At 59.4% G+C, this 16072-nt stretch carries 4 protein-coding genes; 1 reads left to right on the top strand and 3 read right to left on the bottom strand.

Features of this window, described 5'->3' with window-relative positions; all coding sequences use genetic code 11:
* Window positions 1-377: 377 nt before the first annotated feature.
* Window positions 378-8879, top strand: coding sequence for a glycoside hydrolase family 94 protein (locus G6L01_RS16305; RefSeq protein WP_070166216.1), 8502 nt, complete (start codon window positions 378-380; stop codon window positions 8877-8879).
* A gap of 107 nt (window positions 8880-8986) precedes the next feature.
* Here G6L01_RS16305 and G6L01_RS16300 read toward each other — a convergent pair whose 3' ends face one another.
* From G6L01_RS16300 to G6L01_RS16290, 3 genes are all read right to left on the bottom strand, one after another.
* On the bottom strand, window positions 8987-9613 hold the full coding sequence (locus G6L01_RS16300; RefSeq protein WP_070166217.1) for a LysE family translocator: 627 nt from the start codon (window positions 9611-9613) through the stop codon (window positions 8987-8989).
* Window positions 9614-9633: 20 nt separating this feature from the next.
* Entirely contained in the window at window positions 9634-11010 is a 1377-nt protein-coding gene (locus tag G6L01_RS16295) for an MFS transporter (RefSeq protein WP_070166218.1), read from the bottom strand.
* A 71-nt stretch (window positions 11011-11081) separates the two neighbouring features.
* Window positions 11082-15887: an NAD-glutamate dehydrogenase domain-containing protein gene (locus G6L01_RS16290; RefSeq protein ID WP_139190390.1), complete on the bottom strand. Its 4806-nt coding sequence runs from the start codon at window positions 15885-15887 to the stop codon at window positions 11082-11084.
* Window positions 15888-16072: the final 185 nt, after the last annotated feature.

The raw sequence follows: 16072 nt of genomic DNA, 5'->3' as shown, positions 1-16072 counted from the left end.
TGTTCTCGCTGGATTTATAGAGGGAGACCCTAACACCCGTTCAGCTTCGGTTCAAACTGAGCATTGCAGGGTGGCAGACTAGGATGAACAGTCGTGCCGACAATACTGTCTGGACGACATCAACTGCAAAAGACAGGCAGATGGATGAGCCCAAACGAAGGAAGTGGTTATCGCCGTGAAACTCTGTTTAGAGCATGTCCACTCGTCTTACTGCCAGATTACCCGGCCTGACCAAGCCTTTTTTAAAGGCGCGTGTCATGGCCGCATTGATTTTCCCGCAGCCGCGGGCCTTTCCCTAGGCCCGGTTGCGCATATGTAAGTGCTGCATCCACCCCAATGCGGCAGATTTCACTCTTGCTGGTAACAGATTCGAAAACATGTCCCCATCTATGACGCCATCCACAGCGCCACGCGATACAGAAACCCGCAATATCGATCATAACGATTCGATCCGGGCTACTTATCTGACAATCGATGAGTTGCAGGAGAAATCCAAGGCGCTCGCCACTTCGGTGATGAGCACGCTTCCGGGTTTCTTCGATTTCGATTTCTTCGCCCGGCATAAGGAAAACGAGCGGGAAATCCTGCGCGTCTATCGCACCACTGCCGCCGATGTCGAGGCGGGAGCGACGATTACGCCCGCTGCCGAATGGCTGCTGGACAATCACTACATTATCGAAGAAGCGATCCAGGAAGTCCGCCGCGACTTTCCCAAGAAATTCTATCGGCAATTGCCGACCGTCAAGGTCGGCGACCGGATCATTCCCCGCGTCATGGCGCTGGCCTGGCTCTATGTGGCTCATACTCATTCCACAGTGACGCGCGAAAGCATGACGGCGCTGGCGGAAGGCTATCAGTCCGAGCATTCGCTTGAAATCGGCGAATTGTGGGCCCTTCCCTCCATGGTGCGCTTCGTGCTGGTGGAAAACCTGCGGCGCATTTCGACCCGGGTGGAAAAATCCCGGCAGATGCGGCGCAAGGCCAATGAAGCCGCCGATGAAATCGTCCGGCTGAATGATGAGGCCGCCTGCCGCGAATATTTGAAGCAGCTGGAATCGCTTGCCGACGACAATACATTCGCGACGCAGTTTCTGTATCGCCTGCGCAACGGTTCGCAGACATCTGCGGTTGCCGTCAGCTGGCTGGAGAAGCGGTTGGAGGCCAATGGCCGCACCACCGAAGAGGCGATGGCCGCCGAGCATAACCGGCTTTCGTCCGGCAATGTCAGCATGGGCAGCATTATCAAGGGGCTGCGCACCATCGACGATACCGAATGGTCTGTCTGGGTCGAAGAGGTCAGCCATGTCGACAAGATCCTGCGCAGCCACAGCGATTATGAAGCGCTGGATTTCGGTTCGCGCAACAGCTACCGCAACACGATTGAAAAGTTGGCGCGCCGTTCCGACAAGAGCGAGCTGGAGATAGCCCAGATCGCCATCGATCTGTCGAAGGCCGCCGCCTCGACCGGTGATCTCTCCGATGCGCCGTCCAATGTCGGCAGCGTGTTGGTGGGGGCGCAGAAGGAGGCGCTGGAGCGCGCGGTCGGATACCGCGTGCCTGCACATATTGCCGTCACCCGCAGCTTCAAGCGGTTGCATTGGCTGGCCATCGCCCTGCCCGTTCTGGCGCTGACGGCATTGGCGCTGGCGCTTGTTGCCTGGTACCTGTCTTACGCTGGCCTGTCGGTGCCGCTGATCACGCTTCTTGTCGTGCTGTTTGCCCTGCCGGCATCTGAAGGCGCGACCGGCCTGTTCAACACGCTGTCCACCTTTGTGCTGAAGCCGGCCCGTCTGGTCGGCTATGAGTTCAAGGAAGGCATTCCAGACGATGCTCGCACGCTGGTTGCCGTTCCCTGCATGATCTCCAAGCGTGACCATGTCGATGAACTGGTGCGCAATCTGGAAGTCCATTACCTGACCAATCCGCGTGGAGAAGTCTATTTCGCGTTACTCAGCGACTGGCCGGATGCCAAGGTCGAGGAGACCGAAGCCGATCTCGAGGTGCTGGAATATGCCAAGCGGGAAATGGCTGCGCTGAACGCCCGCTACAACGAAGATGGCAAGACCCGCTTCTATTTCCTGCATCGCCGCCGTCTGTTCAATCCCCAGGAAGACTGCTGGATGGGGTGGGAGCGCAAGCGCGGCAAGCTGCATGAACTGAACATGCTTTTGCGTGGCGACAAGGATACATCCTACCTGCCGGGCGCTAATACGGTGCCTGATGGTGTGCAATATGTGATGACGCTGGATGCCGACACCCGGCTGATGCGCGATGCCGTGACCAAGATGGTTGGCAAGATGTATCATCCGATCAATCGGCCCGTGCATGACCCGGAAACCGGTCGTGTGATCAGCGGGTATGGGATTCTCCAGCCGCGTGTCACTCCCTCGCTGACAACAGGCAAGGACGCCTCGGTGTTCCAGCGGGTGTTTTCGATCAATCGCGGTCTCGATCCTTACGTCTTCACCGTATCTGATGTCTATCAGGACATTACCGGCGAAGGCAGCTTCACCGGTAAGGGCCTTTACCATGTCGACGCTTTCGAGCGGGCCATCAAGGGCCAGATCGACGAGAATACCGTCCTTAGCCACGACCTGCTGGAAGGCTCGTTTGCCCGCTGCGCGCTGGTGACAGATGTCGAGCTGGTCGAGGATTTCCCGACCCGTTACGAAGTGGAAATTTCCCGCCAGCATCGCTGGGCGCGGGGCGACTGGCAGTTGCTGCCCTACATCCTCGATCCAAAGCGTGGCATTACCTCGCTTGGCCGCTGGAAAATGGTCGATAACCTGCGTCGGTCGCTGACCCCGATTGCCTGGTTCGCCGCGTCTGTCATCGGCTGGTTCGCCATGAGCCCGATCGACACGCTGATCTGGCAATTGCTGCTGATCTTCTCGCTGTTCGTTGCGCCGACAATCTCTCTGATCAATGCGCTGGTGCCACGTCAGACGGATATCGTGCCGAGCGCACACTTCCAGTCGCTCTGGGCCGATTTGCGCGGCGCCAATGCGCAAGTGGCACTTCGTATCGTCTTCATCGCCGATATGGCCTGCATGATGGCCGATGCCATCGTGCGCTCGATGTATCGTCTGCTGGTCAGCCGCAAGCTGCTGCTGGAATGGCGCACCGCCGCCAGCATCCAGTCGGTGGCGCAAGGCAGTATTCCGACCTATTACCGCACGATGCGCTATGCACCGACGCTGGCCATCATCGCCTTCGGCCTGTCGACCTATGAAGCCGGCTACGGCGCGCTGATCGGCCTACCCTTCACGCTGATGTGGGTGCTGTCGCCGCTGGTCGCCTGGTATGTCAGCCAGTCTGCCGAAACGGAAGACCGGCTGCTGGTGCCGGAAGAAACCGTCATCGAACTGCGCCGCATCGCGCGCCGTACCTGGCGCTATTACGAGACCTTCGCCAATGCGGGCGAACACTTCCTGCCGCCGGACAATTTCCAGGAAACGCCGGAGCCGGTGGTAGCCCGCCGCACCTCGCCGACCAATATCGGCGTCTACCTTCTGTCGATTGTCTCGGCCCGTCACTTCGGCTGGCTCGGTTTCGAGCAGACCATCGAAAAGCTGGAACAGACCATCGGCACCGTCGAGAAGATGGACAAGTTCCGGGGCCATCTTTACAACTGGTATCATACCGATACGCTGAAATCGCTCGGCAACCGTTATATTTCGGCGGTTGATAGCGGCAATCTTGCTGGCCATCTGATTGCGATTTCGTCGGCTTGCCGCCATTGGGCCGAAGCCCCGTCTGCCCATCTCCAGGGCAGCCTGGACGGGATCGGCGATGTCGGTGGCATCCTGATGGAAGCGTTGAAGGAACTGCCTGACGACCGCAAGACTGTACGGCCGTTGCGCACCCGCCTCTATGAGCGGATCATCGGCTTCAACAATGCGCTAGCCTCGGTCAAGCGCGAGCATGAATTCGCCTCGATCCGGGTGATCAACCTCGCGGTCTTGGCGCGCGACATCCAGAAGCTGGCGGCCAATCTTCACCACGAACTGCGCTCCGACAAGAGCACGGACCTGCTGCGTTGGAGTGAGGCGCTGGTGGCGGTCTGCGAATCGCATATCGCCGATAGCGCCTTCGACCTCTCCAACATCGAGCCACTGCGCCAGCGTTTGGCCAGCCTGCGCGACCGCAGCCGCGACCTCGCCTTCTCGATGGATTTCGCCTTCCTGTTCCGTAAGGAACGGCGTCTGCTGTCCATCGGTTACCGCGTCGAAACCATGGAACTGGATGAGGCCTGCTACGACCTTCTGGCCTCTGAAGCTCGTTTGACCTCGCTGTTTGCCATTGCCAAGGGCGATCTGCCCACCGAGCATTGGTACAAGCTTGGCCGTCAGGTCGTGCCGATTGGCTCGCGTGCAGCACTGGTCTCCTGGTCCGGTTCGATGTTCGAATACCTGATGCCGCCGCTGGTCATGCAGGAACGGCAGGGTGGTATTCTGAACCAGACGAACAACCTGATCGTCAAGGAACAGATGAACCACGGCAAGCGCCTCAATATCCCCTGGGGTATTTCGGAAGCGGCCTTCAATGCCCGCGACCATGCGCTCGCCTATCAATATACCAATTTCGGCGTACCTACCCTTGGCCTGAAGCGTGGCCTCGGCCAGAACGCGGTGATCGCGCCCTATGCGTCGATTCTCGCCAGTCAGTACGATCCGAAGGCAGCGGCTGAAAACCTGAAAAAGCTCCGGGCGCTTGGCGCGCTTGGTGCCTATGGTTTCCATGACGCTGTCGATTTCACCCCGACCCGTGTGCCGAAGGGCAAGACCTGCGCGGTCGTCTACAATTACTATGCCCACCATCACGGCATGTCGATTGCGGCGATTGCCAACGTCACCTTCAACGGCTTGTTGCGCGAACTCTTCCACGCCGATCCGGTGATCGAGGCGGCAGAACTGCTGTTGCAGGAAAAGGCACCGCGCGAAATCCCTGTGATGAGCGCCAAATACGAGCCGCAGACCCCCGGCAAGGGCCAGGCCGACTTGCTGCGTCCGGAAATCCGCACCATTACCGATCCGCTCTCCAAGGACCGCGAACTGGTTCTGCTGTCGAACGGCCATTATTCGGTGATGCTGACGGCCACCGGTTCCGGCTTCTCGCGCTGGAATGGCCTGTCCGTTTCCCGCTGGAAGGCCGATCCGACCGAAGACCGCAACGGCACCTTCATCTTCTTGCGCGATACGGCGTCGGGCGAATGGTGGTCAACGACCGCTGCGCCGCGCCGTGCGGCTGAAGAAAAGACCCGCGTCGTCTTCAGCGATGACAAGGCCGAATTTACGAAGTCCGTGGGTGATATCACTTCGACTGTCGAATGCGTTGTCGCCACAGAGCATGACGCCGAAGGCCGTCGTGTCACCCTGCTCAACACCGGCACCGAGGATCGCTTCATCGAAGTGACCTCCTATATGGAGCCAGTTCTGTCGAGCGACGACAACGACAACGCCCATCCTGTCTTCTCGCGGATGTTCGTGAAAACCGAACTGGGCCGCAAGGGCGACGTGATCCGCATCGAACGCAACAAGCGCTCGCCGAGCGATCCGGATATCTGCGTGGCGCATCTGGTCTCCGATACATCGGGACCGGGCCGCAATACCGAATTCGAGACTGACCGGTACAAGTTCATCGGTCGTGGCCGCACGCTGGCCGAGGCTGCGGCCTTCGATCCGAATGCGGTTCTGTCCGGTTCGGACGGGTTTACGCTCGATCCAATCGCCAGCTTCCGCCGCGTGTTGCGCGTTCCCGCCGGCAAAAAGGTCAGCGTGGTCTATTGGACCATCGCCGCCCCGAGCCGTCAGGAAGTGGATGTGGCCATTGAGCGCTATCGTCATCCCGATGCGTTCAACCATGAAATGCTGCATGCCTGGACCCGTACCCAGGTCGAGATGCGCCATATCGGCATCACCTCGCAGCAGGCTGCCGCCTTCCAGCAGCTCGGTCGCTACCTGGTCTATCCCGACATGCATCTGCGGGCCGATCCGGAAACCGTGCGCGCCGGTCTTGCCTCGCAATCGGCGCTGTGGCCAAACTCGATCTCCGGCGATTATCCGATCTTTGCGGTGCGCATCAATGACGAGATGGACACCGAAGTGGTCCGCGAAGCCCTGAGCGCCCAGGATTATCTGCAACGCCATGGCGTCGTCACCGATGTCGTGATCCTTAACGAGCGGGCTGCATCCTATGCGCAGGATATGCAGCATGCTCTGGAACAGTTGGCTGAGGGCATGCGCACCAAGCAGGCCGAAGGCGGCCAGCAACATGTGTTTGCGGTGCGTCGCGACCTCATGGACGAGAGCGGCTGGAATGCCGTGCTTGCCGCCGCCCGCGTCGTGCTCCATGCCCGCAATGGCAAGATCACCGATCAGGTGACCCATGCCGCCGAGCTGTTTGCAGCGCCGCGCGGTGTGGATGCCATTGATGCCGACTGGTATCCGCCGGTGCCGGTCATGGCTGGCCGTGCCGATCATGGTGCGCCTGCAATCGATGGCAGCGATCTGGAATTCTGGAACGGCTATGGCGGCTTTGCCGCCGACGGTGCCGAATATGTGGTGCGGCTTGGCCCCGGCCAATCGACACCGCAGCCGTGGATCAACGTGATCTCCAACGACAATTTCGGCTTCCATATCGCAGCCGAAGGCTCGGGCTTCACCTGGAGCCGCAATTCGCGCGACTATCAGCTGACGCCATGGTCGAACGATGCTGTTACCAACCGCACGGGCGAGGCCTTTTATGTGGCCGATCTCGACAGCGGTGAGGTGGTCAGCCCGATTTCGGCAGCCAGCAACCGTCAGGATGTGGTGTATGAAACCCGTCACGGTCTTGGCTATTCGGTGTTCTCGACCGAGGCCGCCGGTCTCGCCGTCGAACTGACGGTCACAGTCGATCAGGTCGAGCCTGTCCGCTTTACCCGGCTTACGATCCGCAATACCGGCGACAGTGCTCGTCGTCTGCGCAGCTACGGTTATGTCGAATGGATTCTCGGCAACAATCCGCAGAAGACGGCTGCCTTCGTGCTGCCGTCCCACGATGCGGAAACCGGGGCGCTGATGGCGACCAACCCCTATAGCATCGACTATTCGGGTCGCTTCGCCTTCCTGACCGCCGTGGAAACGGCGACGGGCTTTGCATCCAGCCGCCGCGAATTCATCGGTCGGCATGGCGATATCAAGATGCCACAGGCCGTGGCCAAGGGCTCGCCACTGTCCGGCTCCATCGATCCGGAAGGCGATCCGTGCGCGGCACTGGCCTTCGACATCACCTTGCAGCCGGGCGAAGAAGCCTCGGTCACCTTCCTGCTGGGCGATGCCGAGAGCATGGAACAGGCCCGCAGCGTGATTGCGGCTGCCAAAGCCAAGGGCTTTGACGGCGCACTGGCCGAGGCCAAGTCCTTCTGGGGTGATTTCACCGGCCATATCAAGGTGAAGACCGGCGACAAGGCCTTTGACCATATGGTCAATCACTGGCTGCCCTATCAGACGCTGGCCTGCCGCATCAAGGCACGCGCCGGTTTCTATCAGGCATCGGGAGCCTATGGTTTCCGCGACCAGTTGCAGGATAGCCTTGCCTTCTTGCTCTACAGGCCGGAACTGGCCCGTGACCAGATCCTCAATGCTGCTTCACGTCAGTTTAAAGAAGGCGACGTGCAGCATTGGTGGTTGCCGCAGAACGGTGCTGGTATTCGCAGCACAATCTCCGATGACGTGGTCTGGCTGGCCTATGCTGTCCATTCCTATGTTACGGCCACCGGCGACAAGGCGATCCTGGATACAGACGTCAGCTTCCTCGATGGTCCGACGCTGGCACTCGGTCGCCACGACGCCTTCTTCAAGCCGGAGATTTCCGCTGAAAAGGCGCCGCTCTATGAACATGCGGCCCGGGCGCTCGATCTCGCCATCACTCGCACTGGCACCAACGGTCTGCCGCTGATCCTTGGCGGTGACTGGAACGACGGCATGAACCGGGTCGGCGTTGCCGGACGCGGCGAAAGCGTCTGGCTCGGCTGGTTCCTTGCCAATGCGTTGACGGTGTTCACGCCCTTTGCCGAGGAGCGCAAGGACAGCGCCCGCGTCAAGGCCTGGGCGAAATACCTGAAGAGCCTGAAGGCCGCGCTGGAAAAAGCGGGTTGGGATGGCGATCACTATCGCCGTGGCTATTTCGACGATGGCGATCCGTTGGGCTCCGATCAGTCGGACGAATGCCGGATTGATGCTATCGCCCAGTCCTGGTCGGTTCTGTCTGGCTTTGCCGAGCCGGAGCGTCAGCAGCAGGCCATGAACTCCGTGGTCGGACGGCTGATCGACGACGAAGTGGGGATCGTTCGTCTCTTCACTCCGCCGTTCGAAAAGAGCCGTCTGGACCCGGGCTATATCAAGTCCTATCCGCCGGGTGTGCGCGAAAACGGCGGTCAATATACCCATGCGGCGATCTGGACGGGTCTGGCTCTTTCCAAGCTTGGCCGCAATGACGAGGCCTGGAAAGTGTTCTCGATGCTGAACCCGGTTCATCATGCCGAGACCACGGATGAAGCCGATCGTTACCGTGTCGAGCCCTATGTCGTGGCAGCCGATGTCTATGGTGGTCCCGGCTATGAAGGACGCGGCGGCTGGACCTGGTATACGGGTTCGGCTGGCTGGCTCTACCGTTTCGCTCTGGAAGGCTTCCTTGGCATCCACCGTCAGGGTGAGGGCATCAGCCTGAAGCCTGCCCTGCCGTCCAGCCTTTCCTCCTATGAGGCAGAGGTCAGCATCGGCGGCAAGGCCGTGGCGATCACGGCAAGCCGCAAGGCCGATGGTTCCGGCTACGAGGTGACTGCCAACGGCACGGCCGTCACTGAAAAGGACGGAGCTTTCGCCATCAGCCTGTAGTGATCAGCTAACCTGACACGAAAAGCGGCTGGGAGTTTTCTCCCAGCCGCTGATCAAAGTATTGATGTTTCTTCTCAATGACGGCAAATGCGAGCTGCCGAGAGAAATTATGAGCGGCTTGTAAGGAGCTTTATTCCTGCCACGGTGAAAAAGACGCCCAAAGCTGTGTCAATCCAACGACGCGCTCTGTCGTATAATGCCACAACGCGCTTGGTGGAGAAGGCGACAGCATATGCAGTATGCCCGACAACCGATAAAATCGTGGTTCCAATCACAATGATGAGCGCTGTGGACGTGGGTGCGGAATCCGCAAGACCAAGCGACATGATTGCAATCCACGTCAGGGCAGCTTTAGGGTTGGTCAACTGAATAGCCAAGCCGCGCAAAAAGAATACATACAGGTTCCCTGCGGTTAGGACGGAGAGGTCTATGTTTGGCTTTGCGGACGCCGCAGAGCGAAAAGCCTTGAACGCGAGCCAGAGAAGATACAAACCGCCAGCGATCTTGATGACCGTCAGTACAGATGCATAAGCGGTGATCAGCGCCGTCAGTCCGATCGCTGTCATAGACGCCCACAATAGAGATCCGGCTGAAATGCCGAGTGCTAAGGCAATGCCTGCTTTACGGTTTACGGACATTGAAGTGCCGATGACCGATAAAATATTGGGGCCGGGACTGAACATTCCGAGCGCAAAGGCCCCGAAAGCAAGTCCAATTTCAGGTAAATGCTCCATATTCTCTATCCTCCATCTCGTCAGCTCTTCCTGTCGGCAGGATAAGGCGTTGCCAGCAGCAGGACCAGCCCAACACCGAGAAAGATGACCAGGCTCGCCATGCCCGCCCTTGATGAACCAGTGGCGGTGGTGATCAGGGAAAACGACAGGGTTGCCATAAAGCTGGTGGCGCGGCCTGACAGCGCATAGATGCCGAAATAACGGCCTGCTTCCTCGGGTGCTATGCTGCGGGCAAGGTAGGAGCGGGACGAGGCCTGAACCGGGCCGAAGGCAAGGCCGATCAGGATGCCGTAGAGAATATAGACTTTTTCCGCCGCCGTGCCGAACAGGCTGCCGGTACTATCAGGCGAAAGCGGTATCAGGCCGAAGGCGGTAAAGCCGGGACCGGTGGAAATGATGCCGAAGGTGGCTGTCAAAAGCAGGATCAGGCTGATGATCACCATGGTTTTCGAGCCAAGCGCCGTATCCAACCGGCTTGCAAGGGCGCAACCGAAAATGGCGACGACATTGAGAATGATCCCGTAAATGCCGATTTCCATCGTCGACCAGCCAAACATGCCGGCGGCAAACACACCGCCGAGGATCAGCAGGCCGTTGACGCCGTCCTGATAGATCATCCGGGCAATGAGAAACCTGAGGATACCCGCCCGGTGCCGCACCTCGCGCAGTGTGGCCTTGAGGTCGGTAAGCCCGGCTCTCACGGCTTTTCCAAGCGGATCGCCCTTCTTTTGGTCGGGTGTGAAGAAGAACATTGGCAGGATGAATAGCAGATACCAGAGCGCTGAGACCGGCCCGGTGACGCGGGCATCCTCGCCCGTCGCGGCGTCCAGACCAAACAGCGGCGTGTTGCCCAAAATGGTCTTGCCGCTTTCAGGATTTGCGGCGACGAACAGCACGACGGCAATTAGCACGATCATGCCGCCGAGATAGCCGAGCCCCCAGGCCATGTTGGAAATCCGCCCAACATCCTTGGCACTCACCAGCCTCGGCATCATTGAATCGTTGAAGACGATGGAGAACTCGGCGGCGATCGAGGCAAGGCTGAACAGCACCAGCGGAAAGATCACTGGCGAGCCGGGAACAGCTTCCCAGAGCAGCAGAAGACAGGTGATCTTGATCACCGCAAAGAAGGCGATCCAGGGCTTGCGTGAGCCGCTGCGGTCGGCAATGGCACCCAGAACCGGAGAGAGCAGGGCGATCACCACCGAGGCGACGGTGGCGGCATTGCTCCACGCAGCCTGTGCGCTGACCGGATCGCTGGTGAAGCGGGAGACGAAATAGGGACCGAAAATAAAGGTCGTGACCACGGTGAAGAAGGGCTGGGCGGCCCAGTCGAACAGCATCCAGCCCCATATGCCGGATCTGCTGGCCTGCCTTGTCTGTGCATCTGATTGCATTGTCGTGCCTGTCGCCGCCGATGATCTCGGCGGCGACACTGGCATTATCTCATGACAGCTTCAATGGGCCTTCACGCAGCGCCTTGGGCGATGTCCGTCAGCAGGCTGGCGGCAACGGTCAAGCGCGACAGGCTCGGATCACCTTCCGTGAGCGCGATCAACTCGCTGCCCAATCTGTTGATCCGCAACGCATCCGCAGACCGCCAGACGGCAACCGGATCGCGGCTGTCCCCGTGCTGGGTCAGGGCCTGGACGATGATATTGCGTCGCGCCTTCAGCACCAGATCCAGGCTGCGCAGTCGGGCCAGGCTGTCGTAATGGTCGCTGGTCGGGATTTTTTCGACCGACGCCAGCAGCCTGCCGATCCGGAAGATTTCGCTGACCTTGTAATAGCCTTCCGTTGCCTTTTGCAGGCTGGCATCGGCCCGAAGTGCGACGGAAATCACCTCTGGGGTGACCGTCAGGCTCCACAATTCGGCGAGGTCCTCGGCCAGATCCTCCGGCACGCCAGCAGCGGTCATGGCGCTGGCCTCGGCACTGATCTGCGCTGAGAAATCGGCAGGCGTGACCGAGCGGCTGAAGCCCTTGAAGGATTTGATCGCGCTTTTCAACTTGCGCACCACATCCGACAGGTCACCGGCGGCCAATCGCGTATCAATGGCCAGTTTGGTGAAGACGCGGTAGACCGTGGCGACCCGCTGGTAGAGATCGTTCTGCGCTTCGCCGGAAATTTCCCCGTCCAGGGCGTCGATCCGGTCCCAATAGGCCCGCAGATCCAGCCCATCGCGGGTCAGAAGGGCGGCTCTGGCAATATCCTCCGCCGTACCGCCGGTCGCGTCGCTCATCCACGCCATGAAGCCTGGGCCGCCACGGTTGATGATGTGGTTGGCAAGCACAGTCGCAATGATTTCACGATGCAGCCGATGGGTGGCAATGTCATCGGCATAAGGCCGGCGCATTTTCTTCGGGAAGTAATTGCTGAGAATGCTGGCGCAATAGGGATCGTCAGGCAGGCTGGTTTCGACCAGATCGTCGAACAGCGAGATCTTGGCATAGGACAGAAGCACACCGATTTCAGGGCGTGTCAGAGATTGGCCGCCAGCATAGCGCTCGGCCAGTGCCACATCATCCGGCAGGGTTTCGACCTTGCGGTTCAGCCGGCCAGAAGCCTCCAATACGGTCATCAGTCGCGACAGCTCATCGCGATTGGCGCTGCCCTGGCGCGCCACCAGTGAAATCGCCAGGGATTGCAGATAGTTGTTGCGCAGCACCAGCTCGCCGACCTCTTCGGTCATCGAGGCCAGCAGTTTGTTGCGGGCCGGGAGATCGAGGCGTCCGGTGGAGAGCGCCGTTGACAGGGCAATCTTGATATTGACCTCGACGTCGGAGGAATTGACGCCCGCCGAATTGTCGATGGCGTCGGAATTGCACCGTCCGCCTTTCAACGAAAAGGCAATGCGACCCTTCTGGGTGACGCCGAGATTGGCACCTTCGCCGATCACCTTGGCGCCGACCTCATCCGCCGTAATGCGGATTGGGTCATTGGCGCGGTCGCCAACCTCTGCGTCGGTTTCCGACAGCGCCTTGATATAGGTGCCGATACCGCCGAACCACAGCAGATCGACCGGCGCCTTCAGGATAGCGGTCATGATTTCGAACGGTGTCGCCACTTTCTTGGCAAGGCCAATTGCCTCGGCGGCTTGCGGGGTCAAGGTGACGGATTTTTCAGTCCGCGAAATGATCATCCCGCCCTTGGACAGCAGGGCCTTGTCATAATCCTGCCAGCTTGAGCGGGCGAGCCCGAACATCCGCTTGCGTTCCTGGAAGGATTTTTCCATGTCCGGATCGGGGTCGATGAATATATCCCGGTGGTCGAAGGCACCGATCAGCCGGATCTTGCGTGACAGCAGCATGCCATTGCCGAACACGTCGCCCGACATGTCACCGACGCCTGCGACCGTGAAGGGCGTCTTCTGGATATCGACACCCATTTCGCGGAAATGCCGCTTGGCAGCTTCCCAGGCGCCGCGGGCGGTAATGCCCATTTTCTTGTGGTCATAGCCAGCGGAGCCGCCCGAGGCGAAGGCGTCGTCCAGCCAGAACCCGGCCTCGCGCGCCAAGCCGTTGGCCGTATCGGAAAAGGTTGCCGTGCCCTTGTCGGCGGCGACGACGAAATAGGGATCATCTCCATCTAGCCGCACCGTATCGGCGGGGGCGACGACCGCGCCATCCCTGATATTGTCGGTGATCGACAACAGCGTGCGGATATAGGTCATATAGGCTTCACGGCCCATCCGCAGGTAGTCTTCACGGTTGGCGGGGCTTGGCAATTGCCGGGGAAAGAAGCCGCCCTTGGCGCCAACAGGCACGATTACCGCATTCTTCACCTGCTGCGCCTTGACGAGGCCGAGCACTTCGGTGCGGTAATCCTGGGCGCGGTCCGACCAGCGCAAGCCGCCACGGGCGACCTTGCCGAAGCGCAGATGCACGCCCTCGACCTCAACCCCATAGACAAACATTTCTCGGAACGGACGCGGTTGCGGCAGGCCGTCCAATTGCTGCGGATCGAATTTGAAAGCCAGCATTGGCTTGACATTGCTGCTGCTGTTTTTCTGGGAAGAGGGGCTTTTCTGGAAATAATTGGTGCGAAGGGTCGAATCAACCGCGTTCTGGTAACGCCGCAAGATACGGTCCTCATCCAGGCTCGGTACGGAGGCGAGTGCCGTCTCGATGCCGTCGCGCAGATCCGCCAATTTGCGTGGACGCGATTTTTCAGAAAGCTTCGGATCGAAAGACTGGTGGAACAGGGTGAAGAGATCGGCGGTGATCTCAGGATATTTGTTCAGCGTTTCGGCAATATAGGTGAGGGAATAGACAAGACCCGCCTGGCGCAGATAGGCGGCATAGGCGCGCAGCACCGCCACTTCGCCGACATTCAGCCCAGTGCTCAACACCAGCCGGTTGAAGGCGTCGTTGTCGACCACGCCGTTGAAGACAGCGAGGAACGTCGCCTCCACACGGGCGCCATGTCGGGCAATGTCGAAATCCTGGCCAGCGCGAACCGCCAGCTCCATGTCATGCAGAACGACCAGCTGATCTTCGGTCTTGTTGGCGGTTTGGTCGGCTCCCTTGACCGTAATGTCGAAAGTTCGCTCGCTGACGACGCTGAAGCCAAGATTTTCCAGCAGCGGCACGCGCCGCGAGAGCGGCAGGTGATGACCGGCGTGGAACACTTTGAGATACAGCGTCTGGCCTTCCGCTGTCTGGCGATTGTGGAAGGCGATGGAGGCTTTCGCGCCGGACAGGCAGGTCTGGATATGGCTGAGATCGGCGACGGTCTCTTCCGGTGAAAACGCATCCTCAAAGGCGCGGCTGACGTCCAGTTTCGGCGATTTCGGTGGTGCAAGGCTGGCAAAGCGGTCATCCCATCGGGCGGTAATGGCCTTGACCGCTTCTTCCAGCTTGTTCTGGGCGATGCGCGGTGTCTTGCCTTCCGACCGGCCGATGATGAAATGCACCCGTGCCACGCCACCTTCCGGGAAAGCCGGATAATAAGCCGAGAGGCGGCCATCATAGACCTTGGTGAAATAGGCGCCGATCTTTTCGCGGACCAGCGAATTATATTCCTCGCGGGGTACGAAAACCAGCAATGAGACGAAACGGTCGAAATGGTCGATGCGTTGCAGCACGCGCACCCTTGGCCGCTCGCTCAGATCCATGATCTGCTCGCAGAAGCGCGAAAGCGTTTCGGTATCGATCTGGAACAGGTCATCGCGTGGATAGGATTCCAGCGTGTTCTGCAATATTCGTCCGGAATGGCTCAAAGGGTCGAAATTGAACTGGTCGGTGACCTTTTCGACCTTGGCGCGCAGCAGGGGAATGTGATTGACGGAATGGGTATAGGCGGTGGCTGTGAACAGGCCGACGACCCGCAACTCACCGACAACCTTGCCAGCGGCATCGAAGCGCTTGATGCCGATATAATCCATGTAGGCGCGGCGATGCACCACGGATTTGACATTGGCCTTGGTGACGATCAGGTCATCCGTCCCTTGAAGAAAGGCCAGGATTTCCGGCGTGGTCGTCACGGCATTACGGCCCTGGCGCAGTACCAAAACATCGGGATCGGAGAGGATGCCCAGTCCACGGCCCTTGTCGCGCTCCAACTTTGCATCGGCGCCTTCGCCGGAATAGAGATATTCGCGCATGCCGAGGAAGGTGAAATTATCGTCGCGCAGCCATTCCAGAAAGGCGGTGGCCTCGGCTCGTTCCGTCTTGCGTTTTACACTGGACTGCTCGGTCAATTCGGTTATGGCGCTGTCAAGCAGCGAGATCATCGGCTGCCAGTCACTGGCAACGGTGCCGACCTGGGAAACGACGGATTGTAGCCGTTCTGCAAGCCCCTTGGCTTGATCTTCGTTCAAGGGTGCCAGATGCAGTTGGATATAGCTGACCCGGTCACTGGCCTCGGTCTGGGTGTCGGCGAGTGCCCACTGGCCTTCCGCCTGGGCCAGAATCGGATGGATGGTGAGATGAATATCGCGAAACTGGCTCGTGACCTCGCCCATGATGGAATCATAGAGAAACGGCTTGTTGTGATCGACGATGGACAGCACGCTGAGGCTTGCACCATCGGCGGCGATGCCTTCGACAGGGGCAATGCGCACCTGCGCTCCCTTGCCCTGCCAGTTTTGCAGGTCCTGGCTGGCGCGAAGGGCCGCGGCGCGAAGCATGGCTGCGTCGTAATGCTGGAGATCGTCATCGCTGGCACGTCCGAACAGGGCGGCGGGGTCAATGATGCCGGGCTGGTTTTCTCCGGCTGTGGATCTGGCAAGCTCAAAGAGCTGGTCCCGTTTTACCCGTTTTGCTGCAACCACGACTTCCTCCAAGACATTTTGCTGCGGTATCATCATCACTGTGCACCACCAGTGGTTTCAGAATCATATCAGTGAGGGGATTTTGGGGTTCTACAAGCCGATTTTTTATGTTTTTTCATTTTCCTGAAGAAAAAATCCCCGAAAGCGGCTGAATTTTTGCCGAGAGCCATCAAAATTTGACAAAA

It is taken from the genome of Agrobacterium vitis, from assembly GCF_013337045.2.
GTDB lineage: Bacteria > Pseudomonadota > Alphaproteobacteria > Rhizobiales > Rhizobiaceae > Allorhizobium > Allorhizobium vitis_B.
Note: the sequence above shows the minus strand (reverse complement) of the source record. Positions and strands in the feature narration are given on the sequence as shown.